This is a genomic window from Rhizocola hellebori (genome assembly GCF_016862955.1).
Classification (GTDB): domain Bacteria; phylum Actinomycetota; class Actinomycetes; order Mycobacteriales; family Micromonosporaceae; genus Rhizocola; species Rhizocola hellebori.
Genome location: NZ_BONY01000059.1, coordinates 33,911 through 56,325 on the forward strand (window position 1 = coordinate 33,911; position 22,415 = coordinate 56,325).

General features: G+C 65.8%; 22 protein-coding genes, 2 tRNA genes and 1 other RNA gene. 15 read left to right on the plus strand and 10 right to left on the minus strand.

Features of this window, described 5'->3' with window-relative positions:
* Positions 1-38: 38 nt before the first annotated feature.
* A complete protein-coding gene (locus Rhe02_RS35015) occupies positions 39-1,301 on the plus strand; it encodes an MFS transporter (protein ID WP_203912743.1) in 1,263 nt (420 codons plus the stop codon).
* Between the two features lie 136 nt (positions 1,302-1,437).
* Positions 1,438-3,075 carry a 2-isopropylmalate synthase gene (gene leuA / locus Rhe02_RS35020; protein WP_203912744.1) on the plus strand — a complete coding sequence of 546 codons (1,638 nt, stop codon included), beginning with the start codon at positions 1,438-1,440 and terminating at the stop codon, positions 3,073-3,075.
* A 66-nt stretch (positions 3,076-3,141) separates the two neighbouring features.
* Here leuA and Rhe02_RS35025 read toward each other — a convergent pair whose 3' ends face one another.
* On the minus strand, positions 3,142-4,554 hold the full coding sequence (locus tag Rhe02_RS35025; RefSeq protein WP_203912745.1) for an MFS transporter: 1,413 nt from the start codon (positions 4,552-4,554) through the stop codon (positions 3,142-3,144).
* Here Rhe02_RS35025 and Rhe02_RS35030 point away from each other — a divergent pair.
* Complete coding sequence (locus Rhe02_RS35030; protein ID WP_239124251.1) at positions 4,535-5,173, plus strand: HNH endonuclease family protein; 639 nt, start codon at positions 4,535-4,537, stop codon at positions 5,171-5,173. The genes Rhe02_RS35025 and Rhe02_RS35030 overlap by 20 nt on opposite strands.
* A complete protein-coding gene (locus Rhe02_RS35035; RefSeq protein ID WP_239124252.1) occupies positions 5,173-5,409 on the plus strand; it encodes a hypothetical protein in 237 nt (78 codons plus the stop codon). Before Rhe02_RS35030 ends, Rhe02_RS35035 begins: the two co-directional genes overlap by 1 nt.
* Here Rhe02_RS35035 and Rhe02_RS35040 read toward each other — a convergent pair.
* The 5 genes from Rhe02_RS35040 to Rhe02_RS35060 form a co-directional block, all read right to left on the minus strand.
* A complete protein-coding gene (locus tag Rhe02_RS35040; protein WP_203912748.1) occupies positions 5,393-6,421 on the minus strand; it encodes an ABC transporter ATP-binding protein in 1,029 nt (342 codons plus the stop codon). The two genes, Rhe02_RS35035 and Rhe02_RS35040, sit on opposite strands and share 17 nt — an antisense overlap.
* Complete coding sequence (locus Rhe02_RS35045; protein ID WP_203912749.1) at positions 6,418-7,392, minus strand: ABC transporter ATP-binding protein; 975 nt, start codon at positions 7,390-7,392, stop codon at positions 6,418-6,420. The genes Rhe02_RS35040 and Rhe02_RS35045 overlap by 4 nt, the downstream gene beginning before the upstream one ends.
* 6 nt (positions 7,393-7,398) lie before the next feature.
* Positions 7,399-8,361 (minus strand): ABC transporter permease, encoded by a 963-nt coding sequence (locus Rhe02_RS35050; RefSeq protein WP_203912750.1) that lies wholly within the window; start codon positions 8,359-8,361, stop codon positions 7,399-7,401.
* Positions 8,358-9,362 (minus strand): ABC transporter permease, encoded by a 1,005-nt coding sequence (locus Rhe02_RS35055; RefSeq protein ID WP_203912751.1) that lies wholly within the window; start codon positions 9,360-9,362, stop codon positions 8,358-8,360. Before Rhe02_RS35055 ends, Rhe02_RS35050 begins: the two co-directional genes overlap by 4 nt.
* Positions 9,363-9,448: 86 nt before the next feature.
* Complete coding sequence (locus tag Rhe02_RS35060) at positions 9,449-11,113, minus strand: ABC transporter substrate-binding protein (protein ID WP_203912752.1); 1,665 nt, start codon at positions 11,111-11,113, stop codon at positions 9,449-9,451.
* Positions 11,114-11,424: 311 nt separating this feature from the next.
* Between Rhe02_RS35060 and Rhe02_RS35065 the strand changes: the two genes are divergently transcribed.
* The 4 genes from Rhe02_RS35065 to Rhe02_RS35080 are packed head-to-tail and all read left to right on the plus strand — an operon-like array spanning position 11,425 to position 15,564.
* Positions 11,425-13,908, plus strand: a complete 2,484-nt coding sequence (locus Rhe02_RS35065) for a DNA polymerase III subunit gamma and tau (RefSeq protein WP_203912753.1) — start codon at positions 11,425-11,427, stop codon at positions 13,906-13,908.
* A 15-nt stretch (positions 13,909-13,923) separates the two neighbouring features.
* Positions 13,924-14,256 carry a YbaB/EbfC family nucleoid-associated protein gene (locus tag Rhe02_RS35070; protein ID WP_203912754.1) on the plus strand — a complete coding sequence of 111 codons (333 nt, stop codon included), beginning with the start codon at positions 13,924-13,926 and terminating at the stop codon, positions 14,254-14,256.
* Positions 14,257-14,264: 8 nt separating this feature from the next.
* The gene (recR, locus tag Rhe02_RS35075) at positions 14,265-14,858 is read left to right on the plus strand and encodes a recombination mediator RecR (protein WP_203912755.1); all 594 of its coding nucleotides are present in this window, start codon (positions 14,265-14,267) and stop codon (positions 14,856-14,858) included.
* Positions 14,859-14,889: 31 nt separating this feature from the next.
* Positions 14,890-15,564, plus strand: coding sequence for a DinB family protein (locus Rhe02_RS35080; protein ID WP_203912756.1), 675 nt, complete (start codon positions 14,890-14,892; stop codon positions 15,562-15,564).
* Here the strand turns inward: Rhe02_RS35080 and Rhe02_RS35085 are convergent.
* Positions 15,553-16,179 carry a GNAT family N-acetyltransferase gene (locus tag Rhe02_RS35085; RefSeq protein WP_203912757.1) on the minus strand — a complete coding sequence of 209 codons (627 nt, stop codon included), beginning with the start codon at positions 16,177-16,179 and terminating at the stop codon, positions 15,553-15,555. The genes Rhe02_RS35080 and Rhe02_RS35085 overlap by 12 nt on opposite strands.
* A gap of 19 nt (positions 16,180-16,198) precedes the next feature.
* On the opposite strand from Rhe02_RS35085, the gene Rhe02_RS35090 reads away from it, so the two are divergent.
* From Rhe02_RS35090 to Rhe02_RS35100, 3 genes are all read left to right on the plus strand, one after another.
* Complete coding sequence (locus tag Rhe02_RS35090; RefSeq protein ID WP_203912758.1) at positions 16,199-16,840, plus strand: hypothetical protein; 642 nt, start codon at positions 16,199-16,201, stop codon at positions 16,838-16,840.
* A gap of 110 nt (positions 16,841-16,950) precedes the next feature.
* A complete protein-coding gene (locus Rhe02_RS35095; RefSeq protein WP_203912759.1) occupies positions 16,951-17,865 on the plus strand; it encodes a hypothetical protein in 915 nt (304 codons plus the stop codon).
* A 1-nt stretch (position 17,866) separates the two neighbouring features.
* Complete coding sequence (locus tag Rhe02_RS35100) at positions 17,867-18,697, plus strand: hypothetical protein (protein WP_203912760.1); 831 nt, start codon at positions 17,867-17,869, stop codon at positions 18,695-18,697.
* 4 nt (positions 18,698-18,701) lie between these two features.
* Here the strand turns inward: Rhe02_RS35100 and Rhe02_RS35105 are convergent, their stop codons facing one another.
* A complete protein-coding gene (locus Rhe02_RS35105; protein WP_203912761.1) occupies positions 18,702-19,586 on the minus strand; it encodes an aminoglycoside phosphotransferase family protein in 885 nt (294 codons plus the stop codon).
* A gap of 403 nt (positions 19,587-19,989) precedes the next feature.
* Here Rhe02_RS35105 and Rhe02_RS35110 point away from each other — a divergent pair, with 403 nt between their 5' ends.
* A complete protein-coding gene (locus tag Rhe02_RS35110; protein ID WP_203912762.1) occupies positions 19,990-20,733 on the plus strand; it encodes a GntR family transcriptional regulator in 744 nt (247 codons plus the stop codon).
* 1 nt (position 20,734) lies between these two features.
* Here Rhe02_RS35110 and Rhe02_RS35115 read toward each other — a convergent pair whose 3' ends face one another.
* Complete coding sequence (locus Rhe02_RS35115) at positions 20,735-21,412, minus strand: nucleoside/nucleotide kinase family protein (protein WP_203912763.1); 678 nt, start codon at positions 21,410-21,412, stop codon at positions 20,735-20,737.
* Positions 21,413-21,508: 96 nt separating this feature from the next.
* Positions 21,509-21,596 (minus strand) — tRNA-Ser (locus Rhe02_RS35120).
* Positions 21,597-21,647: 51 nt separating this feature from the next.
* Here Rhe02_RS35120 and ffs point away from each other — a divergent pair.
* From ffs to Rhe02_RS35135, 3 genes are all read left to right on the plus strand, one after another.
* Positions 21,648-21,743, plus strand: an RNA gene (gene ffs, locus Rhe02_RS35125) — signal recognition particle sRNA small type.
* Positions 21,744-21,769: 26 nt separating this feature from the next.
* Positions 21,770-22,303 carry a hypothetical protein gene (locus Rhe02_RS35130; RefSeq protein ID WP_203912764.1) on the plus strand — a complete coding sequence of 178 codons (534 nt, stop codon included), beginning with the start codon at positions 21,770-21,772 and terminating at the stop codon, positions 22,301-22,303.
* Between the two features lie 22 nt (positions 22,304-22,325).
* Positions 22,326-22,415: transfer RNA gene (locus Rhe02_RS35135), tRNA-Ser, on the plus strand.

Here is a 22,415-nt window from a genome sequence, read left to right on the forward strand (position 1 = left end):
GTCGGCGAGATCCGGTCGCGGCGACCAAAATCAGCCTGATGCGCAGGCTTAAGGAAAACCTCATCCCCCCACCTGGCCTTCCCACCAGAATCGCGTTTCTCAACCTGCTCTTCGGCATTGGCCGGGGCGCGTTCCTCACCGGCAGCGCCGTCTACTTCACCCGAATGGTGCAGTTGGAGGCCTGGCAGATCGGGGTCGGGATCACCCTCGCCGCGGCGGCCGCAGCTGCCACGGCCGTGCCGGTGAGCGCGCTGTCGGACCGGTACGGGTCGAAGCCGAGCTGGCTGTTCTCGGTTGCCGCACAAGCCCTGCTCTTCGCGCTCTTCCCCGTCATCAAAGGGTTCTGGGCCTTCGCGCTGTTGATGGTCACGATCGAGCTGGTCGGGATGCTGGGCAACGCGGGCCGCATCGTCTACCTCATTGAGGCTCTCGATCCCAAGACACGCGTGATCACGCAGGCCTTCGGCCGGTCGTGGCTCAACGTGGGCTGGGGTCTGGGCGCGGCGGTCGCGGGGGCCGCCCTCGCCTTCGACCGGCCCATCGGGTACCACATGATGGTCTTCATCAATGTCGCGGTGATGCTGCTCAACGCCGTGCTGATCCGGCGCCTGCCCGACGCGCCGCACCAGCCGGCACCCGCGACGGAGGGCCGGCGCAAGCGGGAGGTATTCCGGGACAGGCCTTTCCTCGCGGTGGCCGCGGTCCTTGCCCTGCTGACGATGCACGGCACGGTCTCGCTCGAAGTGGCCCCGCTGTGGCTGATCACCCACACCGATGCTCCAAAGTGGACTCTCGCGCTGCTCACCGGGGTGAACACGGTGATGGCCACGACGCTTCAGGTGGCGATGACCCGCGGCTCGCACACCATCGCGGGCGGCCGCCGAGTCACCCGCTGGGCAGGCTGGCTGGGCGCGGCCTGCTGCCCGGTCTTCTACCTCAGCGGGCTCACCTCGGCCTGGGCCACCGTGGCGCTGCTGGTGCTGGCCACGATCCTGGTGACCATGTCCGAGCTGTGGCAGTCGGCGGCGATGTGGACCCTCACCGCGGAGCTGGCCCCGGCCGATCGAAAGGGCGAGTACCAAGGCGCGGCGCGCATGCTGAGCTCGGTGGAGAACATGCTCGCACCGGCGGCGCTGATCGCCCTGGCGGTCACCACCGGCGGCTGGGGCTGGTTCGTGATCGCCGGGCTCTTCGGAGTCGCCGGGCTGTCGGCTGGACCGGCGGTGGATTGGGCGAGCCGAACTCGCGTTCCCACATTGCGGTCAAATCCACTCGCCACGGAGGGGGTAGCCGTAGGGTAGATCGCGTTATGTGGCGTGTGGTGCTCCTCCTTATCCGCCGCGACGAGGCCTGACAGTCAGGACCAGCCTCTCGTCGCGGGTGTGGTGCTGGTCACTTTCCGACCGTCTAGCTATCGCCACAGAGGAGCATTAACCCATGTCAGCTGCTGCCCAGCGACCAAGCAACATGCCGTTCCATCGATATGAGCGCTATCCGTTCTCGGTAGAGCTGCCCGATCGGAGCTGGCCATCCAAGCGCGTCGAGAAGGCCCCGCAATGGTGCGCGGTCGACCTGCGCGACGGAAACCAGGCCCTGATCGACCCGATGTCCCCCGACCGCAAGCGCCGCATGTTCGAGCTGCTGGTAAGGATGGGGTACAAGGAGATCGAGGTGGGTTTCCCCGCCGCGTCAGAGACCGATTTCACCTTTGTCCGCCAGCTCATCGAGGAGAACCTGATCCCCGATGACGTGACGATCCAGGTGCTGGTCCAGTGCCGTGAGCACCTGATCGACCGCACTTTCGAGAGCCTGCGCGGCGCCAAGCAGGCCATCGTCCACTTCTACAACTCGACCTCCGTGTTGCAGCGCGACGTCGTCTTCGGGCTGGACAAGGCGGGCATCACCGCGATCGCCACCGACGGCGCCCGGCTGTGCCAGAAGTACGCCTCCATCCACACCCCCAACACGAAGATCCGCTACGAGTACTCCCCCGAGTCCTACACCGGAACAGAGCTGGACTACGCGCTGGAAATCTGTTCGGCCGTCATCGAGGTCATCGACCCCACCCCCGACTGGCCGCTGATCATCAACCTGCCCGCGACCGTGGAGATGGCCACCCCCAACATCTACGCCGACTCGATCGAGTGGATGCATCGCCACCTGCCCCGCCGCGACTCCGTCGTGCTTTCCCTGCACCCGCACAACGACCGCGGGACAGGCGTCGCCGCCGCCGAGCTGGGCCTGCTCGCGGGTGCCGACCGGGTCGAGGGCTGCCTGTTCGGCAACGGTGAGCGCACGGGCAACGTCGACATCGTCACGCTCGGCCTGAACCTGTTCAGCCAGGGCATCGACCCCCAGATCGACTTCACGAACATCGACGAGATCAAACGCACCGTCGAGTACTGCAACCAGCTGCCCGTCCACGAGCGGCACGCCTACGCCGGCGACCTGGTCTACACCTCGTTCTCCGGCTCGCACCAGGACGCGATCAAGAAGGGCTTCGAGGCGCTGGAAAAGCGCGGCGGCCCGTTCTGGGCGGTCCCCTACCTGCCCATCGACCCGAAGGATCTGGGCCGCTCCTACGAGGCGGTCATCCGCGTCAACTCGCAGTCGGGCAAGGGCGGCGTCGCCTACATCATGAAGACCGAGCATCACCTCGACCTGCCGCGCCGCTTCCAGATCGAGTTCTCCGGCGTCATCCAGCGTCACGTCGACGTCGAGGGTGGCGAGGTCAGCCCGGCCCAGATGTGGGAAATCTTCTCGTCGGAATACCTCAGCTCCAACCTCGGCCGCTACGAGATCTCCACTTCTGAGGGCAAGGTCGAGATCACTGTCGACGGCCTCACCGGCATCGGCAACGGCCCGATCGACGCCTACACCCACGCCCTGGCCAGCCGCGGCGTCAACGTCCGAGTCCTCGACTACGCCGAACACGCCCTCACCTCGGGTGGCGACGCCCAGGCAGCCGCCTACGTCGAGTGTGAGGTCGACGGCGAAACCCGTTGGGGCGTAGGCATCGACGCCAATATCGTCACCGCTTCGCTCAAGGCAGTCGCCAGCGCCTGCCGTTTCTAACCCCCCCTTTGACATGGGGAAGCCGCACCCACTGGCGGCTTCCCCATTCTTTTTACGCAAAAGGTGTTATGGGGTTGGGGATTTGGCGGACGTAGCGCGGGGCAGGGTGAGGGCGATGAGGCCGCCGGCGGCTAGGAATGCTGCGCACCAAAGGGTTGCGGCGCGGTAGGAGGCGGTCATCGGGGCGGCTTGGGCGTATTCTGCGCCGGAAAGCCCAACCAGGAGCGGCAAAGCGGCGACGGCGAGCAGTGATCCGGCGCGGGCGGCGGCGTTGTTGGTGCCGCTGGCGACACCGGCGAAACGGTCTCCAACGGCGGCCAAGACGGTGGTGGTGAGCGGTGCGACGAGGGCGGTGAGGCCGACGCTGAAAATGAGCACGCCCGGCAGAATGGTCGTCCAGTAATTGTCACCGGCGAAGCGGAGCAGGAAAGCGCCTGTGGCGCAAAGGATAGGGCCGATGACGAGTTGCGGGCGCGGGCCGATGCGGGTGGCGAGGGCACCGGAGCGTGCCGAGAACACAAGCAGCAGAAGGGTCAGTGGCAACGTGGCCATGCCGGCCTGGAGAGCCGAATAGCCTAAGACGTTTTGGAGAAAGATAGCGAGAAGGAAGAACAAGCCGCCGAAAGCGCCGTAGACAATGACGGTATAGATGTTGAGGACTGAGAAAACGCGATGGGAGAACAGGTGTAGCGGCATCATCGCGTGGTCGCCGCGCGAGCGCTCGAGTGCAACGAAAGCGACAGCGGCAAGTGCGGCAACCGCGATGGCTATCCAGCCGAGGACTCCTGGCGAGATGAGCCCGTAGGTGAGGCCCGCGAGCGCGACAGCGCCCAGGATGGCACCGCCGATGTCGAACCGGTCACCCGCGTTCTCGGGGTCACTGCTCTCCGGAACGAACCTCAGCGAAAGGACATATACCGCAACGGCCAGCGGGACATTCATGAAGAATATCCAGCGCCACGACACCTGATCGATGAGAAACCCGCCTATGAAAGGGCCGAGTGCCGTGGTGACTCCGGCCAGGCCCGACCAGGCGCCGATCGCCTTTCCCCGGTCTTCGTGGTGAAACGACGCTTGAATGAGGGAAAGTGAGCCGGGTACCAACAAGGCAGCACCGACGCCCTGGAGAATCCGCGCCCCGACAAGCATCGTGGGGCTCTGCGCCAGTCCACAAGCGAACGAAGCCGCGGTGAACCACAGCACCCCAATCAGAAAGATTTTCCGGCGGCCGAAGCGATCGCCCAACGCGCCGCCAAGCAGGACAAACGCCGCCAAAGTCAAGGTATAGCCGTTCAGTACCCATTGCAGCTCAGCGAGATTCGCGTTTAGGTCGGCACCCAATTTGGGCAGAGCGACGTTGACCACAGTGGAATCGAGGAAAGCCATGCCCGAAGCCAGAACCGCCGCCGCCAGCGTGCCGCGCCCGGCTGCGGCCCCCAGTCTGAGTTTAGAATCCACCGTGCCCCCAACCCCTCGCATCCTCAGTGTCCTCCTCGTTCTCGCGCTGGCTCTGGTCAGCGGCTGCGACGACCTCCCCGGCAGCGCCAAGTCATCCGACGCCCCGGTGAACGCGCACGACGTTCAGATCGCTCTCAACAATCTGAAGGTGGCCGCTTGGCACCCGATGACCGGCTATTCGCGCGACCATTTTTCGCATTGGCGCAAAGCCGGAGAAAACTGCGACGTTCGCGATGTCGTGCTCGAGCGGGACGGCAAGAACCTCAAGAAGAACGGTTGCAACATTACCGACGGCGAGTGGTACAGCGTCTACGACGGGCTGACCGTGAAGGACCCACTCGAGGTCGACATCGACCACATGGTGCCGCTGGCCAACGCCTGGCGTTCCGGGGCCGACCTGTGGACCGATCAGAAGCGCTCAGATTTCGCCAACGACCTCGAAAGGCCACAGCTGCTCGCCGTCAGCCGGGGAAGCAACCGGTCGAAGGGCGACCAGGACCCGTCGCAGTGGAAGCCACCCAACTTCCAGTACTACTGCAAGTACGCGCAATCCTGGATCGCCGTGAAGACACACTGGCAGCTGACCATCACCAAGGATGAAAAGGGTGCGCTGACTGACATGTTGGGTACATGCGTGTAATGACGAAAGACATAGTGGCACCGCCTGGCGGCGTAATGACCGATGAGGTCGGCAATGTCACCGGTGACCTGACCCTGGAACCAGTCGTCGGCGACGATGGCACCGTTTGCCTGCGCGTGCAGTACAAGGGCGCGGACGAGTGGTACACGGTCACCGACGCGCAGCTCAAAGTGGATCGCCAAGACGCCAACGCGGTGGAGCAGGCCCAGCAGGAGCTGCTCAATCGCTTCGGCTGACCAGCTCACCCTCGGGGACAGCGATGCCGGCCAGCTCCTCGGCGAAATGGCAGGCGACCTTGTGACCCTCGATCAACCGCAACTCGGGGCGTTCGGCCGCACATCTTTCGCGAGCCCACGGGCAGCGCGTGCGGAACCGGCACCCCGAGGGCGGGTTGGCCGGCGACGGCAGGTCGCCCTTGAGCAGGATGCGCTCGCGGCGCTCCTCGATGAGGGGATCCGGCACCGGAACCGCAGACATGAGCGCCTTGGTATAGGGGTGCAGGGGTCTGCGGTACAGGTCGTTGCTGGAGGCCTCCTCGACCAGGGCGCCCAGATACATCACGCCGACGGTGTCGGAGATGTGCCGGACCACGGCCAGGTCGTGGGCGATGACCAGATAGGTCAGGCCGAGCGAGGTCTGCAGCTCGTCGAGAAGGTTGATGACCTGCGCCTGAATCGACACGTCGAGCGCCGAAACCGGCTCGTCGGCCACAATCAGCTCCGGGCTGAGCACGAGCGCTCGCGCTATCCCGATGCGCTGCCGTTGCCCGCCTGAGAACTCATGTGGGTACCGGGAAAGAGCCCACCGAGGAAGGCCGACCGCATCAAGCGTCCGTGAGATCAAAGCGCGCCGCTCCTCGCGGTTGGCGCCTATCCCGTGGGCCACCAGCCCCTCGGAGAGGATCGACTCGATGTTCTGGCGCGGGTCCAGGCTCGACATCGGGTCCTGGAAAATCATCTGCATCCGCTTGCGCTGCGCGCGCAGCTGCTCCCGCGGGAGTGTCGTCAGCTCGATGCCGCCGAGCCTCACCTTCCCCGCGGTGGGCGGGTTCAGCTGGAGCAGCGCCCTTCCCAGCGTCGACTTGCCACACCCGGACTCGCCCACCAGGCCGTAGGTTTCCCCCTGGCCGATGGAGAGCGACACCCCGTCGACCGCCATGACGTGCCCGATCACCCGGTCGAAGAGGATTCCCTTGGTGATCGGGAAATAGACCTTCAGATCCTCAATCTCCACAAGCTTTTCGGTCATGAGTCGGCTCCGAACGGGTTGACGCAGCGGTAGGCGTGGGCGCCGCCCACGAGCGCGGGCGGACCCTCCACACAGGACTCGAGCACGCGTTCGCAGCGCGGCGCGAAGGCGCAGCCCTCAACCCATGGCAGCAGATCGCGTACAGAGCCGGGGATCGGGTTGAGCCTGTCCCCGCGCACCGAGTCGAGCCGCGGGATCGAGGCGAGCAGCCCGTGCGTGTAGGGGTGGGTTGGCTGGGCGAAAAGGCTGTGGCGGGAGGCGGTCTCGACGACCCTGCCCGCGTAGAGCACGTTGATCCAGTCGCAGAGCCCGGCGACCACCCCGAGATCGTGAGTGATCATGATCATGGCGGTGCCGTCCTGATGCACCAGCTCTTTGAGCAACTCGAGGATCTGCGCCTGAATGGTCACGTCGAGGGCGGTGGTCGGCTCGTCGGCGATGAGCAGCCGGGGCCGGCACGCCACCGCCATCGCGATCAGAGCGCGTTGCCGCATCCCGCCGGAGAGCTGATGCGGGTATTCCTTGAGCCTGCGCCGCGGGTCGGGAATGCCGACGCGATCGAGCAGAGCCTCCGCCTCCTTGCGAGCCCGCTCGCCGGTCATGCCCCGATGCCGGGCCAGCACCTCGGTGACCTGAACACCGATCGGGACCACCGGGTTCAGCGAGCTCAGCGGGTCCTGGAAGATCATCGCGATCTCCCGGCCGCGCATGTCCCGCAGGGTCCGCTGATCGGTGCTGAGCAGGTTCACCCCGTCATCGAAGATCGCCTTGCCGGTGACCTTGTTGCCCTTGGGCGGGAGCAGGCCCATCAACGCCAGCGAGGTCACCGACTTGCCGCAACCGGACTCTCCCACCAGACCGATCACCTCGCCGGCCCGCACCTCGAACGAGACACCGTCGACAGCCCGGACATCGGCCCGGTCCTTGCCGCCGAAGACCACGGTCAGGTCTTCCACATTCAGCAACGCCATGTCAGCTCACTTCCGAAGCTTCGGGTCGAGGGCCTCTCGCATCGCCTCGCCCAGCAGGGTGAAGCCGAGCGCGGTGATGATGATCCCCACCGCCGGGTAGAAGGCCAGCCGCGGCGCGAACTCGAAGCGCGCCAAGGCATCGGTGAGCATGGCGCCCCACTCGGCCGTGGCCGGGTCGGGGTTGCCCAGGCCCAGGAAGGACAGCCCGGCCGCCTCGATGATCGCGGTGGCCAGGGTCAGTGTCGCCTGGACGAGTACAGGTGCCACGGAGTTGGGCAGGATGTGCGAAAGCGCGATCTTCCGCCGGCCCACGCCGAGCGAGGTCGCCGCGACCACGTACTCCGCGTTGGCCTGCGCGATCATCGAACCGCGCAGCAACCGCGCGAAGGTCGGAATCGACACGAAGCCGACCGCGATCATCACCGTGGTCAGGCTGGGCCCGAGCAGGGCCACGATGCTCACCGCGAGCAGCAGACCCGGCATCGCGAGCAGCATGTCGATGAAGCGCATGAGCACGTTGTCCAGGCTCCGGCCGCGCTTGCCGCCCAGGCCGTAGGCCGCGCCGGCCAGACCGCCGATGAGGCAGCCGAAGAAGAGGCCGAAAGCGGTCGCCACCACGCCGACCAACAGTGTCTGGCGTGCTCCGACCACCATCCGGCTGAACTCATCACGCGCCTGGTGATCGAGGCCGAACCAGTGCTGAGCGCTGGGGCCGGGGATGATGTTCTGCGCCTCCGACACGAATCCGAGGCCGGTCTGGGTGGGGCTGAACGGGACCAGGAACGGCCCGACGAAGCCCACGAGGACGAAAATGCCGAGAATGACCGCGCCAACGATGGCCGCCGGGTTGTGGCGCAACCGCCGAAACGCCTCGCGCCAAAGGCTTTCGCCGCCCTCGTTGGCGTGCACCGCGGCCAGCTCCGCCAGCCGCTCGAGCTTGGCGATCTTTTTGCGTGCCAGCTGGGTCATCGCACACGCACCCGGGGGTCGATAAGGCTGTAGGAGATGTCCACGATGAGGTTCACCAGGACGTAGACCACCGCGATGATCAAAATAAAGCCCATCATCACCGGATAGTCGCGGTTATCGATCGCTTGGGCGGCGAACTGGCCGATGCCGGTAAAGGCGAACACAGTCTCGGTCAGCACCGCGCCGGAAAGCAGACCGCCGGTGAGTAGGCCGATCACGGTCACCACCGGGAGCATCGCGTTGCGCAACACGTGCCGGCCGCGGATGCGGCGCTCGGTGAGCCCCTTCGCCTCCGCTGTTCGCACGTAGTCCTCGCCGAGCACTTCCAGCACGCTGGCCCGGGTCATCCGCACGATGATCGCGAGTGGAACGCTGGCCAGGGTCAGGCCGGGCAGCACGAGATGGTGCATCGCGTCGAGGGCCGCGTCCCACTCCTGGGTCATGATGCCGTCGAGCACGTAAAAGCCCGTGACCCGGGTGGCGTCGATCGTGGTGTCCTGCCGGCCGAAGGTCGGGAACCAGCCCAGGTTCACTGCGAAGAGCGCTTTTATGAGGTACCCAAGAAAAAAGATCGGTGTGCACACTGCGGCCAATGACGCGCCCACGGACAGGTGATCCAGCCAGGTCGCACGCCGCTTCGCGGCCAGGTAGCCGAGCGGAATGCCAAGACCGATCGCGATGATCATCGCGGTGACGGTGAGCTCGATCGTTCCCGGAAAACGCTCCAGGAACAGGTCAAGGACCGGCCGCTTCTCATTGAGCGAGTTCCCGAGATCGCCGCGGAGCAGCTGCTTAAGGAAGCGGCCATATTGGACGATGAGCGGATCGTCCAGCCCCATCGACTTTCGGATCGCCGCCCGGGACGCGGGCGTGGCCCTCTCGCCGAGAATGGCCGTCTCCGGGCCGCCTGGCAGCCGGTGCAGCCATAGGAAAAGAAGGATCGACAGCCCAAGCAGCGTGGGGATCAGCTGGAGCAGGCGTCGGACGATGAAGCGCATCATCGCGGTCTCGTCTCATTTCGGGCGAGGGATATACGGCCCCTGTGGACTTCCTTAGAAGGTAGTCCACAGGGGCCGCGGTGAGTTACTTACTTGAATTCAGCGGTGGCGTAACGCTCGTCGGTGAGCGGGCTCGCCTTGACACCCGTCACGTCCTTGGCCAGCACCAGCGACGGCGGGCCGTGCGCGATCGGCACACCGGGCAGGAACTTGAGCAGCTCGGCGTTGAGGGCCTTGTAGAGCTCCGCACGCTTGTTCACGTCGGGCTCCTGGTCGGCCTTCTTGAACTGGTCGAACAGGGCCGGGTTGTTGAAGCCCCACTCGTCCTTGGCGCGGCTGAAGAAGGTGCCGATGAAGTTGAACGCGTCGGCGTAGTCACCGGTCCAGCCCAGCAGGTGCAGGTCGTGGTTCTTGCCCGAGGTGACGGCGTTGAGGTAGTCCGGGCTCCACTTGAGAGCGATCGGCTCAACCGTGATGCCGGCAGCCTTGAGGTCGGCCGAGATCAGCTCGAAGATGTCCTTCGGCGCCGGCATGTAGGGCCGGGTGACCTCGGTCGGGTAGTGGAACTTCAGGGTCAGCCCGTTCGCGTAGCCAGCGGCCGCCAGCAGCGACTTCGCCTTGGCAACGTCGTAGTCGTACTTGGTGACCGACTCGTTGTAACCGGGCAGCGACGACGGGTGGAACTCGATCGCGACCGTGGATCCCGGGGGGTACTTCGAGTCGACGATGTTCTTCTTGTTGATGGCGTGCGCGATAGCCTGGCGCACCTCGGGCTTGGCCAGCGCCGGGTTACCGGACTGGTTGATCGCGAGGTAGAGGATGTTGAACGCCGGGCGGACCAGCACGTTGAAGCCCTTGTCCTGCAGCGGCTTGACGTCAGCCGGGGCGACGAGGTCGTAACCCTGGATGTCGCCGGCCTCGAGCGCCTGCTTACGGGCGGCCAGATCAGAGATGGTCTTGAAGTGCAGGTTCTTGATCTTCGCCTTGTTGCCGTGGTAGGCGTCGTTGCGGGTCAGCTTGACGACCTTGTTCGTGGTGTCCCACGACTCGAACTTGTACGGACCGGTTCCCACCGGGTTGCTGGTCGCGTACTTCGGGTAGGTGATGTTCTCGGCCGTGCCACCGACCTTGTCAGCCTCAAAGTCCTTGAGGGCCTTCGGGCTGGACATCGAGAACGACGGCAGCGCGAGGGCAGCCGGGAACTTGCTGGTCACCGAAGTGATCGTGATTTCCGCGGTGTCCGCGCCCTTGGCCGCGCACGACTTGAAGAGGCTCGGCGGCAGATCGGGCGACTCGCTCTTGGCGAAGCCGCCGAAGACGTCCTGCCAGTAGGAGGAGACGTCCGGGCTCTGCAGCAGGCCGGAGTAGTTGAACCAGCGGTTGAAGTTGAAGCAGACCGCGTCGGCGTTGAAGTCAGTGCCGTCGTGGAACTTCACGCCGGACTTGAGCTTGAACGTCCAGACCAGGCCCGTGGAGTCGGGGGTGTAGCTCGTCGCGAGGGACGGCACGATCTTCGCGCCACCCTCCTCGGGCTGGACCAGCGTCTCGAAGATTTGCCGCGCCACCCGAAGCGACTCACCGTCGCTGGCGAATGACGGGTCAAGCACCTTCGCGTCGCCTGCCACACCGAAGACAAGCGTGTCCTTCTTGGGGGCTTCCGGATCGCGCTTACTCGCCGCACAGCCAGCGGCTGTCAAGGCGAGTGCGGCGACCGCGGATACCGCTAGCGCGGTCCTCAGCCGTGGTGCACGCATGGGGGTTCACCTCTGTCTTGGTCCATTGCCGTCCACGCCGAACGGCCGGTGACGGTGGTCACCGTTTTGGCGAACCCTAGCGGCTGTTAAGCAAGTCGAGTCAGAGTCGATCACTAGTTGATACCGAACCGTTGCCAATGGCCAGAGATGACGTCTCTGACCAGCGGCCCGATTCCGCAATATGGGCCGCCACCTGCGGAAACACCGGTCGAAAAGTTTCGGCGTTTCTTCCACCCCATCACATCGACCAACATGACTCCCTTGGGCACGTCGAGCGCTTACCGTCGGTGGGTAGCTGTACCGTTGCCAACGTGGGACTGGCGCTCTACCGCAAATACCGCCCTCGCTCATTCGCAGAGGTCATCGGGCAAGATCATGTGACCGAGCCCTTGATGCAGGCTCTGCGAAGCGGCCGGCTGAACCATGCCTATCTGTTCTCCGGCCCTCGCGGGTGCGGCAAGACCTCCAGCGCGCGCATCCTCGCCCGCTCGCTCAACTGTGACAAGGGGCCGACCCCCGAGCCGTGCGGCGAGTGCGACTCGTGCCGCGCCCTGGCCCCCGACGGCCCGGGCTCGATCGACGTCATCGAGATCGACGCGGCCAGCCACGGCGGCGTCGACGATGCCCGTGAGCTGCGAGAGCGGGCCTTCTTCGCCCCCGCGTCGAGCCGATTCAAGATCTACATCATCGATGAGGCCCACATGGTCTCGTCGGCCGGGTTCAATGCCCTGCTCAAGCTCGTCGAAGAGCCCCCCGACTACGTGAAGTTCGTCTTCGCCACCACCGAGCCGGAGAAGGTCCTCGGCACGATCAAGTCGCGCACCCACCATTACCCGTTCCGGCTCATGCCGCCCGGGGTGCTGCGTCCCTACCTGGAGCAGCTGGCAGTGCTCGAAGGGGTGGCTGTCGAACCCCAGGTCTTTCCTTTGGTGGTAAGGGCGGGAGGCGGCTCCGCGCGCGATGCCCTCTCCGTTTTCGACCAGCTCATCGCCGGTTCGGGTGACGAGGGCGTCACCTACGCGCGGGCCGTCGCCCTGCTGGGTGTCACCGATGTGGCCCTGATCGACGAGATGATCGATGCCCTGGCCGCGTCCGACGGCGCCGCCGCCTTCGCCACCATCGACCGCGTCGCCGAGGCCGGCCATGACTCGCGCCGCTACGCCAGCGACCTGCTCCAGCGCCTCCGCGATCTGATCGTCCTGCGCCAGCTCCCCGACGCGGTGGAAAAGGGCCTCCTCGACGCGCCCGCCGACGAGCTCACCCGGATGCACGCCCAGGCCGGTCAGATCGGCGAGGCCACCCTGTCCCGCTTCGCCGACATCGTCCACAATGGACTGGTCGAGATGCGCGGCGCAGCTTCGCCCCGGCTCCTGCTCGAGCTCATCACCGCCCGCATGCTGCTGCCCGCCGTCGACGACTCAGTGTCCGCGCTGCTCCAGCGCCTGGAGCGGCTGGAGCAGGGCGCCCCCATCGCCAGGGCCACCGCGCCATCCGAAGCGGCGCGCCCATCGACGTCCTCTCGTTCCGCAGCCACCGCTTCCGGCTCGTCTTCTGGCGCTGGCTCGGCTGGCACCGCACCTGGCGCTGGCGATGATTTCGGCTCGCCGTCCCACCCAGCCGCTAGCGGGTCAGGCCAGAGCGCCGCCCGTCAGGCCGCGGCCCAGGCGGCGCGGCGCGGCCCAGCGGCCCAGTCCGCCCCAGATAGTGCCGCAGCCCAAACTGCACGGCGCGCCCCAGCCGGCCCGGCCGCTCCGTCCACTCATGACAGTGCCGCCGCCCAGACTGCATCGCGTGCCGCAGCCGCTCCGTCCACCCCGGACGGTGCTGCGGTCCAGGCCCAGGAACGTCCTTCGCCCGCTGCCCCGGCCCCGCGAGCCGCCGCCGCGGAGGAGGACGACTGGCCCACCACGGCCACCACCGGCACCGGCCGCCCCCAGCCCGCCGCGGCCCCCGTCTCCGCACCCGCCGGCGCTTCCTCGGCCCGTGCTTCCTCGCGCGGCACCTCCTCGGCCAGCGCCTCCTCGGGCGGCACCTCCTCGGCCAGCGCCTCCTCGGGCGGCGCCTCCTCGGGCGGCGCATCGTTGGGCGGCGCATCGTTGGGCGGCGCATCGTTGGGCGGCGCATCGTTGGGCGGCGCATCGTTGGGCGGCACCTCCTCGGCCAGCGCCTCCTCGGGCGGCGCCTACTCGGGGATCGACGCGCAGGGCGTGCGCCGGGCGTGGGACGAGATCGTGCGCATGGTGGGCCAAAACAGCAAGAAGGCCGCGGCCTTCGCACGTGAGGCGGTGGTCCGCGAGCTCGAGGGCCAAACCCTGATCCTCGTCTTCAAACACAAGATCCACGCCGACGGCGTCAACAACGATCCCGGCCCGCTGCTCGAAGCGGTGCACCAGACGCTGGGTGGCGTGTGGAGCGTGCGCTGCGAAGTCGGCGGCGACACCCGCAAGCCCGCAGCCTCGGCCGCGCCGGCCGCTCCCGCTGCCAGGCCGAAACCCACTCCCGCCACCGAGGATTGGCCAGCCACAGCGCGCACAACCCCCGCAGCGCCCAGCCGCCCGGCAACGCCAGGCCGCCAAGCACCAGTGCAGGCCGAGCCGGGGCCACAGGACGACGAAGTCCCTTATGACCCCGAGTTCGATGGGCCGCCACCACCCGCGCTGCAGGGCTTCGACCCCGGTGACGAGCCCGATCGTGACACTGATTCACTGGCAGTGCTACAGACGAGCGAGGAACAAGCGCTCGAGTCGCTGCGCAAGAACTTCAATATCGAAAAGATCGCCGAACAAGGTCGCTAGCAAGGGAGCACCGCCATGCGCCAGGGTGGACAGCCCAATATGCAGAAGTTGATGCTGCAGGCTCAGCAGATGCAACAGAAGCTGGCCGCGGCACAGGCCGCCCTCGCCGAGGCCGAGCTGACCGGCACCTCCGGCGGCGGCCTGGTGACCGTGACCGTCTCCGGTTCGGGCGAGTTCCGCAAGGTCACGATCGATCCCAAGGCGGTCGACCCCGACGACATCGAGACCCTGGAAGATCTCGTGCTCGCCGCGATCACCAATGCGAGCGAAGGAGTTCGCAAGCTCACCGAGCAGAAGATGGGTCCGCTGTCCGCCGGTCTCGGCGGCGGCATGGGCCTGCCCTTCTAGAGGCCGCCGTGTACGAGGGCGCGATCCAGGATCTGATTGACGAGCTGAGCCGGCTTCCCGGCATCGGCCCCAAAAGCGCGCAGCGGCTGGCCTTTCACGTCTTGGCAGCCGACACGACCGACATCAAACGGCTCTCCGCCGCGCTCACCCGGGTCAAGGAGGAGGTGCGGTTCTGTGTGCTCTGCTTCAACGTCGCCGAGGAAGAGAAATGCCGCATCTGCCGTGACCCTCGCCGGCGCGACGATGCGCTATGCGTGGTGGAGGAGCCCAAGGACGTCGTCGCCATCGAACGCACGGGTGAGTTCCGCGGCCGCTACCACGTCCTCGGCGGCGCCATCAACCCGCTCGAAGGCGTCGGCCCCGACCAGCTGCGCATCCGCGAGCTGATGTCGCGTCTGAGCTCGGGCGAGACCAGCGAGCTCATCCTCGCCACCGACCCCAATACCGAAGGCGAGGCCACGGCGACCTATCTGGCCTTGATGGTCAAGCCGATGGGCATCACCGTCACCCGCCTCGCCAGTGGCCTCCCGGTCGGCGGCGACCTCGAATACGCCGACGAGATCACGCTCGGGCGCGCGTTTGAAGGCCGCCGCAAGCTTTAAAGTGTCGCACTGGCGTTCGATAATTCCCGGCATGGACTTCGCCGATCGATTCGTCACCGTCGCCGATCCGCTGGCCGCTTTCGAGCAGACCTATTTCGAGCTGGGCGCGCTGGCGGTGCTCGCCGCAAGCTACCCCGATCTGACGGCTTTTTCGTTGGCGGGCTGGCGCTTCCAGGACCTGCAGCGGCATGTCACCGAGCTGCTCCACGAATATGCGGCCGTGGCCGAGGGCGTCGAGTATTCGCCGCCCATCCACGTCGAGTGGGGCCTGGCCATGGCGACCGCCGCCAACCGCGCCCGCACCGCCTTCCGCCGCCGGGGCTATGTCGCCGAGCGCGCCCCCACGCCGATCGGCATTCAGCCCGGTTCCGTGGTTGTCCAGCACGTGGTCAACGAGCTCACGGTCCACTGCTGGGATCTGGCTACCATGATGAATCGGCGCAACTTCTTTCCCGATTGGCTTCCTGAGCGTTGCCAGCTGAGCTGGCAGGCCTTCTTCGACACCTATGGCCGCCCGGCTCACAACTTCGATCCGGAGCAACCTGCGCCACCCGACGCCACGCCCACCACCCGGCTCGCTGCCTACCTCGGCCGCAAGATCCCAGATCTGCCCGTCGTCTTGATTCGGCCCGGGGAAACCCCCGAGGTCCGCAATTTGCTTTACCAGAAATTGGGTCGCGTGCCCCGCAGCCGCTCACCGTTTTAGTTTCCGGGCGAGCCGCTCCTCCAGTTGCGTGCGGCAGTCTGGCCACTCCTCGGCGATGATGGAATACACGGCAGAGTCACGAAGCCTGCCTTCTTCTCCCGGTGCCCACGACTGCGACCAGTTCCTCAGCACACCTTCAAACTTCGCGCCAACGCTTTCGATGGCTGCGCGAGACCTGCTGTTGCGAGCGTCCGTCTTCAGGTCGAGCCTGGCGACACCCCAATTTTCAAACGCGTTGCGGAAAAGGAGCAGCTTTGATTCGAGATTCATCCCGGTACCTTGCATCGACGCGGCGAGCCAGGTGAAGCCGACTTCCACGGCGCACAGGTTTTCTGTCCCGGGCCAGAAGCGGGGATCCCAATAGGCGGTGGCCCCGACCGCCTTTCCCGAAGACTTCGCCACTTGGGCATACAGCGCAAGCTTTCCTGTCGCCACCCGCTCCAGTTGCTCCTCGAGGTATTGGCCCACTTCGGCCGCCGTGGGCACCCACGTAAACGCATACGAGCCACGGTTTTCCTCGGCGGCCACGGCCAGGTCCGCCGCGTGACGATGACCCATCGGCTCGAGGCGCACCAGCGTACCCTCAAGAATTGGTCCTTCAAGCTTGAAACTCACTGGGGTATCGTCTCCCAGCATGGGTTACACGACAACGTTTTCCGGTCGAGTAACTGTTGCGCCGCCGCTCAATCCACATGAGACCCGTTATTTGGAGCAGTTTTCGTCGACCCGCCACGACCATCGGGTGAAAGGCCCCTACCTCGTCGGCGAGGACACCCCGCCCGACCTCGTCGTCACCGGCGGCCGGGTGACGCCACACCCCGGGCTGCCCGGCTACTGGTGCAAATGGGCTCCGACCGAGGACGGGTCGGCAATCCAGTGGAACGAAGAAGAGAAGTTCTACGAGGCCGACATGTGGATGGCCTACCTGATCGACACCTTCCTCAAGCCCGGCGCGACGGTCGCGCGGCAGCTCGCCGACCCGGTAGCGGAATGGATCTATCCGGCCGACTTCGCCCAGTTCACCTTCGACCACGTCGTCAACGGTGTCATCGAAGCGGAAGGCGAGGAGCCGGAGGACCGGTGGCGGATCGAGGTTCGCGACAACATCGTCCATATAGTCCAGCAAACGGTCCAGCCAAGCTATGACGAGATCTCCCCCGCCGAGCTGGGCGACTGGGGCGACGGCGAATGGGAGCGATTCGTGGCCCTTACCCGGCACAACATTACTTTTCTGGTACACGGCGGTCAGCGCCAAGAAGTCGACCCAGCCTGCTGATCTCACACGCCCGCGACCGATGCTAGCGTGTCGGTCCCGGCTGTGAGAGGACCAAAGTGCGCCTGCTTCGTTGCCTTCAAATACTTGGTATGGCAGGCCTGTGGTGTTTGTTGGTTACTCCTGCCCACGCGGCTTCCGGAGAGTTCCGGACCACCAGCGACGGGCTCGTCTATTGTCCATCGGTTGGCTCCCCACGCTGGGTCCAATGGTCCTTCATATCCGAGGTCGACGCCGAGGGCCGGCTCGAGAGCATCGAAGTCACCCCCGCCAGCGCAGCCACGAGTGCGACAAGCGTGGCCGGGGAACCGATAAAACTCACCTGGGATGTGCGGGCGCAGCTGGTGATTCCGGCGGGTCCAACCAGCGCGTCGCTGCGCTTCAAGGTGGTGTGGGATTTGCCTGACGGGCCGAAGGAGTTCAACTACTTCAAGACGGTTCAGCTCCCCGAATGCGTTTTGCGACCGGTCGCCAAGTTCACCTCGCTTTGCAATGGCAGGGTCAACGTGCAGGTAACGAACCCAAATGACGCTCCGCCGCGTCCAAAGATCACTTTGGAGGGTGCCTACGGCTGGACGACGTCCTCGGCGTATTTGCACTCGGGTCAATCCCAGTCGTGGGAGGTACCCGCCGATGCGGCAAGCTCGATCAAGGTGACAATGGCCAACGAGGACGGCACAGAGCCGCGCCCGCTCGCCACCTACGCGTGGAAACCATGTGGCGGCACCACCACCCAACCGCCGGGCGCACGAAAACCCGCCCCAGCCGCACCCCCCGCCGCGCCGCTCGTCAGCGCGACCCCTTCCGCTTCACCAACACCGACACCGTCCGACGAGACGTCCCCATCTCCATCACCTTCCCCTTCGCAGGCGGCCCCGGCTGCCGCACCATCCACGACAGACCCGACCGCCAGGATTCTCGGGTGGTCAGCCGGTGCCGGGATCGTGCTCGGCGCGGCCGCGGCTGCGGTCGTCGTCCTTATCCGACGCAGACCCTTGTCCACACCGGTTGAGGAAACGGTCTCCTGACATGCTGATCCGCCGGCTCGCCATCGTCTTGGCCGCTGCCGCCGCGATCCCGGTGATGGTGGTCTCCCCCGCCCACGCCGCGGTTGCCGCTCGGGTGCACGGCTGGTTCACCGGTGCGTCCGAGGTGTGGGCCGGCAAATACACGGTCGACGCACAGCTGCGCTATCAAGCCTTCCACGAAGGAATCGGAACCACTGCGCAAGTCGGTCTGCAAGGTGTGGAAATCGAGATACGGGATCCGAACGGCAACCCCTCCACCGAACTCCAAGTGACATATCAAGACGGCAGCGCATGGCGACCCGTCCCGTTCTATCAATTCGGGAAGCTGCCGCCGACCTGGGAGACCGGTAATCTCGCACGCCCGATCCAGATAACCGCCACCGCCGCGACCACGCCTGGCCGATGGCGCTTGCACTCCCAAATTCGCACCTACCGCTGGGAGTACGTTTCGACGACCTATACGCCGGAAGAGATGGGCCTAGAAATAGTTCAAGACTCCGACTGGTACGAAGTCGTAGTCCACTCCGCGCAGCAGGCCCCACCGCCGCCCGCGCCCAAGGCGCAACCACCGGCAGCTGGACACCCCAACGCCGAGGCCACCCCTTCGCCGACCGGCTTCCCCGAGCCGTCCACCGTTTCCGCCACGGTCTCCACCGCCCCGCCGGCACCCTCTCACTCACCGGCCTTTAGGGCCGATCTGTCCAATCGCGACATAGGTCAACCCAAAGTGCGATGGTGGTACATCGTCGGAGTGGTTCTCCTGAGCGCGGCTCTCGCCTTCGGCCTCAGCCTGCTCGGGACACAGGCCTGGCGGCGGCGCCGAACCCGCTGATTGTTCAGCCGTGGCGGTGTCGCACGATGTAGTCGATGTAGCGGAAGGCGTCCTCTCGGTCCGGCTCGCTGATCGAGTCCCACAGATCCGCCAGCCAGTAGAGCGTGCCCGACAGCGGCCAGGCCCACCCGCGTACCCAGGTCGCCTCGTCGAACCCGAGCGCCTCCCGGTAGGCGGCCCGCGCGCGGGCGTCGAAAAGGCTCCAACCCGGCCGCACCTCCACCGCCGGATCGCCACGCCCGAGACCGCCGAAGTCAATCACCCCGGTAAGCCTGCCTCCGTCGACCAGCAGGTTGCCTTCCAGGAGATCACCGTGCAGCCATACTGGCGGTCCGGGCCACTCATCCGCCGCCATCGCCTCGTCCCATGCCGCAGTCACGGCTCGCCCATCGATCCGGTCGCCAAGCTCCGCGATAGACCGGCGGGTCAATTCATCCCGCTGCACCAGCGGCACGCCACGCTGAATCCCTTCCTTGACCGGCCCGTCCATCGGCTCGATCGCGATCATCGCGCGCACAAAGCCGGCGAGGTCGACGGCGAGGTCGACCAGGTCCTGCCCGGCTTCCGGATTGCGCCCATCCAGCCACGGCACAACCGTCCACGGCCACGGATAATCCCCACTTGGCTGCCCGACGGCGATCGGCACCGGCACGGGCACCGGAAGATGCGGCGCCAGCCGCGGCAACCAGGTCGCGTCGGTCGCCACCTGGTCCACCGCCCACTCCGCCCGCGGCAGCCGTGCCGTCAGCGAATCACCCAACCGGAACAGCGCGTTGTCGGTGCCGTTCAACGGCTGCGCAACGATCGGCAAGTCCGACCACTCGGGGAACTGCTCGTCGATCAGTGCCCGTACCTGCTCCACAGCGACGATGATCTCTCCAGGGCGCATCGCGAGACCGTAGAACCCGCCCGATCAACCCGTCAATCGAATTGAGCAACCCGGGCGCTTCTCGTCGCCCGGGTTGCCGAACCCCACCATCGGTGCGAGCCATGGCCAGAGTCCTAAGTAGTCACACCTCTCTTCTGATCCCGATGTTCCTTGCAGAAGGAGGAGACGATGTGCCCGCAGTGTGGACACTGGACGAACGGCGGTGGCTCCGACCTGTCAATCGCAGGTCGTCTTAGGCCCCGGATAACAAGCGGCGCAACGAGAATCCCCACCAGGGTCCGGCACCTATCGCGAGCCACTTCCAGTCCACTTTGTTGCCTCCCTCATCTGCTCGCACCAAGTAGACAATGTTTGTTCTGAACACAACAGATGTGTTCGCGACGGACACCGATATCCTGAACACATGTCTCAGCCCGCCTATCGCGACATCGCCGACGCGATCCGCCAAGACATTGAGAGCGCTCACCTTGTCGAGGGCGACCGTCTGCCCACTGTCCGCGAGCTCGCGGCCCGCTTCGGGGCTCCAGTTGGCACCGTGTCGCGCGCCCTCGACCTTCTGCGCGCCGAAGGCATCGTCGTCAGCCGCCACGGCCGTGGGCTTTATGTCAGGGCTTTCAGCCGGATCACGCGTACCTCGCCGAACCGCTTGTCACGACAGCAATGGGGCACCGGCCACGCGATTCAGGATCACGACACCGGCGCCCGTCTTCGAGTAGTCCATGTCGAGGTGACAGAGGTGCCGGCCTCTGACTTCGTCGCCGATGCGCTCAAAGTGCCAGCGGGTGCTGCCGTTCTCTCCCGCGCCCGCAAGTTCGCCGTGGATGACCGGGTAGTGCAGACCGCAACCTCTCATCTCCCACTCGATCTCGTTGCCGCAGTTCCGGCCATCGCCTATACCGGCCCCGGCCCGGGCGGCATCTACGCTCGGATGGCCGAGGCTGGCGTAGGCCCAGTTCGTTTCTCAGAACAAGTCATCTGCCGGATGCCCACACCGGGCGAGATCGCCGAACTCGACCTACCCGCCGGCACCCCAGTGGTCTCCATCGTCAGGCACGCTTTCTCAGCCACCGGCCGTTGCCTTGAAGTCAACTCGATGCTCCTGGATTCTTCGGCATACATCCTCGAGTACCGCTTCGATGCTGGCTGAATTAGGAATTCGCGCCCGCTCGCAGGACGGGGGCGGTGAAGTCGGTGTTGTCGACGACGAGGTCAGCTCGCTCGTCTGGACGGACTTCGGCGACGTAACGCTGCTCGCCAGGGATGTACTTGGTGCGGTAGCGATACTCGGCGGCGGCCACGTCGCCCATCCATTCCTGGTCGCGGGCGATGCCTCGGCTTAGCACCACGTCGAAGCCGATCGCTAGATAGATCCGCAGATCCCAGTACGAGTCCAGCTCTGGCCGCTGCAGAAAGACCCCGTCGGCCAACAGGATTGCGTCGTCGGATGCGAAGTGAACGGGCCCATCGATGGCTTCGGTTGCGGGAAGGTTCATAACCGCTTCGCGATAGCGCCGGCTACCACCCGGGCCGAGCGGCATCAGGAGCTGATCGCGGATTGCCTCGTTGTCCCACGAGTCGAGGTAGTAACTCTCCGGCGAGCCCGGCGGGTATGCCGTTCGCAGATCGGCCCGGCGCTTGAAGTAATCGATGCCGACCCGGATCACCGGCCGGTCGGTGAAGGCCCGGACCGCCTCGGCGAGCTCGTCAGTCAACGTGGACTTGCCCGCCGCCGAGTTCCCGTCGACTGCCACTCGCACCGGATGCGGCCTGCTTACGGCCACGACATGGCGAGCGAGTTCAGCCAGCACTTCGGCACGCCGGTCCACGACGGCTCCCCCTTCGCCCCACGTTTGTAGGCCGTCAGGCTATCGGCGAGGCCCAAAGATGATCAGCCCCGGCTGAAAGGCCGGGGCTGATGAATGTGGCGGAGGATACGAGATTCGAACTCGTGAGGGTTTTATCCCAACACGCTTTCCAAGCGTGCGCCCTAGGCCTCTAGGCGAATCCTCCGTCGAGAAGGATAGCGGCTCGCAGGTTGGTTCACGAAACCAGGTACAGTAGCGACTGCCCCCGTGCGGCGGCACCCTGTGAACCTCCCCAGGGCCGGAAGGCAGCAAGGATAAGCGGGCTCTACCGGGTGCACGGGGGCGCTTACGACCCCATCCCCCAAGGGTGGGGTTTTTGTGTTCTCCAACGCCGGGGGTGCCGCGATGCTGCGAGCCATCGCTTTGACCGGGGTGCTTGCGCTCAGCGCATGCGCACAGATGTCGCCAAGCCCCACCACAAGCGCTCCCAGCAGGGATGATGTGGTGAACGTCACCGGCCACGACGGCTTCAAATTCGGCGACAGCCGGGCAGAGCTGGCGCCTCTCATCAACCAAGATCTTCAAGGTTGCCACTCCCAGCTCGCCGGACGCCCGGAGGGCAGCCTCGTTTTCGACCAGGACGAGCGGCTGGTGCTGTTCTGGTTCGACGCCCCGCTGCATACCCCGGACGGGATCAACACCGGCGACCCGCTTGCCGAGCTGTCGGCGGCCTACCCGCAGGCGATCGCACTCTCGGCACCGGCCGAAAGTCACCGGTTCGATGGACTTCTCGTACGCCAGGGCGATTACGGCTACCTCTTCCTCCACGACGGGAAGTCGGTGCGCAAAGCGATAGCCGGGTACGTCGACTACCTGGAACGCCTCTTCGATAGTGGCTTCGGGGTCTGTTGAAGCTTCGTGTAGGCTCGCGGGCGGTGGCGTGTCCGAGTGGCCTAAGGAGCACGCCTCGAAAGCGTGTGAGGGGGTAACTCCTCCGCGGGTTCAAATCCCGCCGCCACCGCCA

Bases quoted from the DNA above. Each gene is read 5' to 3' on its own strand.
- Rhe02_RS35015 (WP_203912743.1), top strand. From the start codon at position 39: ATGCGCAGGCTTAAGGAAAACCTCATCCCCCCACCTGGCCTTCCCACC.
- leuA (WP_203912744.1), top strand. From the start codon at position 1,438: ATGTCAGCTGCTGCCCAGCGACCAAGCAACATGCCGTTCCATCGATAT.
- Rhe02_RS35025 (WP_203912745.1), bottom strand. From the start codon at position 4,554: ATGCGAGGGGTTGGGGGCACGGTGGATTCTAAACTCAGACTGGGGGCC.
- Rhe02_RS35035 (WP_239124252.1), top strand. From the start codon at position 5,173: ATGACGAAAGACATAGTGGCACCGCCTGGCGGCGTAATGACCGATGAG.
- Rhe02_RS35040 (WP_203912748.1), bottom strand. From the start codon at position 6,421: ATGACCGAAAAGCTTGTGGAGATTGAGGATCTGAAGGTCTATTTCCCG.
- Rhe02_RS35045 (WP_203912749.1), bottom strand. From the start codon at position 7,392: ATGGCGTTGCTGAATGTGGAAGACCTGACCGTGGTCTTCGGCGGCAAG.
- Rhe02_RS35050 (WP_203912750.1), bottom strand. From the start codon at position 8,361: ATGACCCAGCTGGCACGCAAAAAGATCGCCAAGCTCGAGCGGCTGGCG.
- Rhe02_RS35055 (WP_203912751.1), bottom strand. From the start codon at position 9,362: ATGATGCGCTTCATCGTCCGACGCCTGCTCCAGCTGATCCCCACGCTG.
- Rhe02_RS35060 (WP_203912752.1), bottom strand. From the start codon at position 11,113: ATGCGTGCACCACGGCTGAGGACCGCGCTAGCGGTATCCGCGGTCGCC.
- Rhe02_RS35070 (WP_203912754.1), top strand. From the start codon at position 13,924: ATGCGCCAGGGTGGACAGCCCAATATGCAGAAGTTGATGCTGCAGGCT.
- Rhe02_RS35080 (WP_203912756.1), top strand. From the start codon at position 14,890: ATGGACTTCGCCGATCGATTCGTCACCGTCGCCGATCCGCTGGCCGCT.
- Rhe02_RS35090 (WP_203912758.1), top strand. From the start codon at position 16,199: ATGGGTTACACGACAACGTTTTCCGGTCGAGTAACTGTTGCGCCGCCG.
- Rhe02_RS35100 (WP_203912760.1), top strand. From the start codon at position 17,867: ATGCTGATCCGCCGGCTCGCCATCGTCTTGGCCGCTGCCGCCGCGATC.
- Rhe02_RS35105 (WP_203912761.1), bottom strand. From the start codon at position 19,586: ATGCGCCCTGGAGAGATCATCGTCGCTGTGGAGCAGGTACGGGCACTG.
- Rhe02_RS35110 (WP_203912762.1), top strand. From the start codon at position 19,990: ATGTCTCAGCCCGCCTATCGCGACATCGCCGACGCGATCCGCCAAGAC.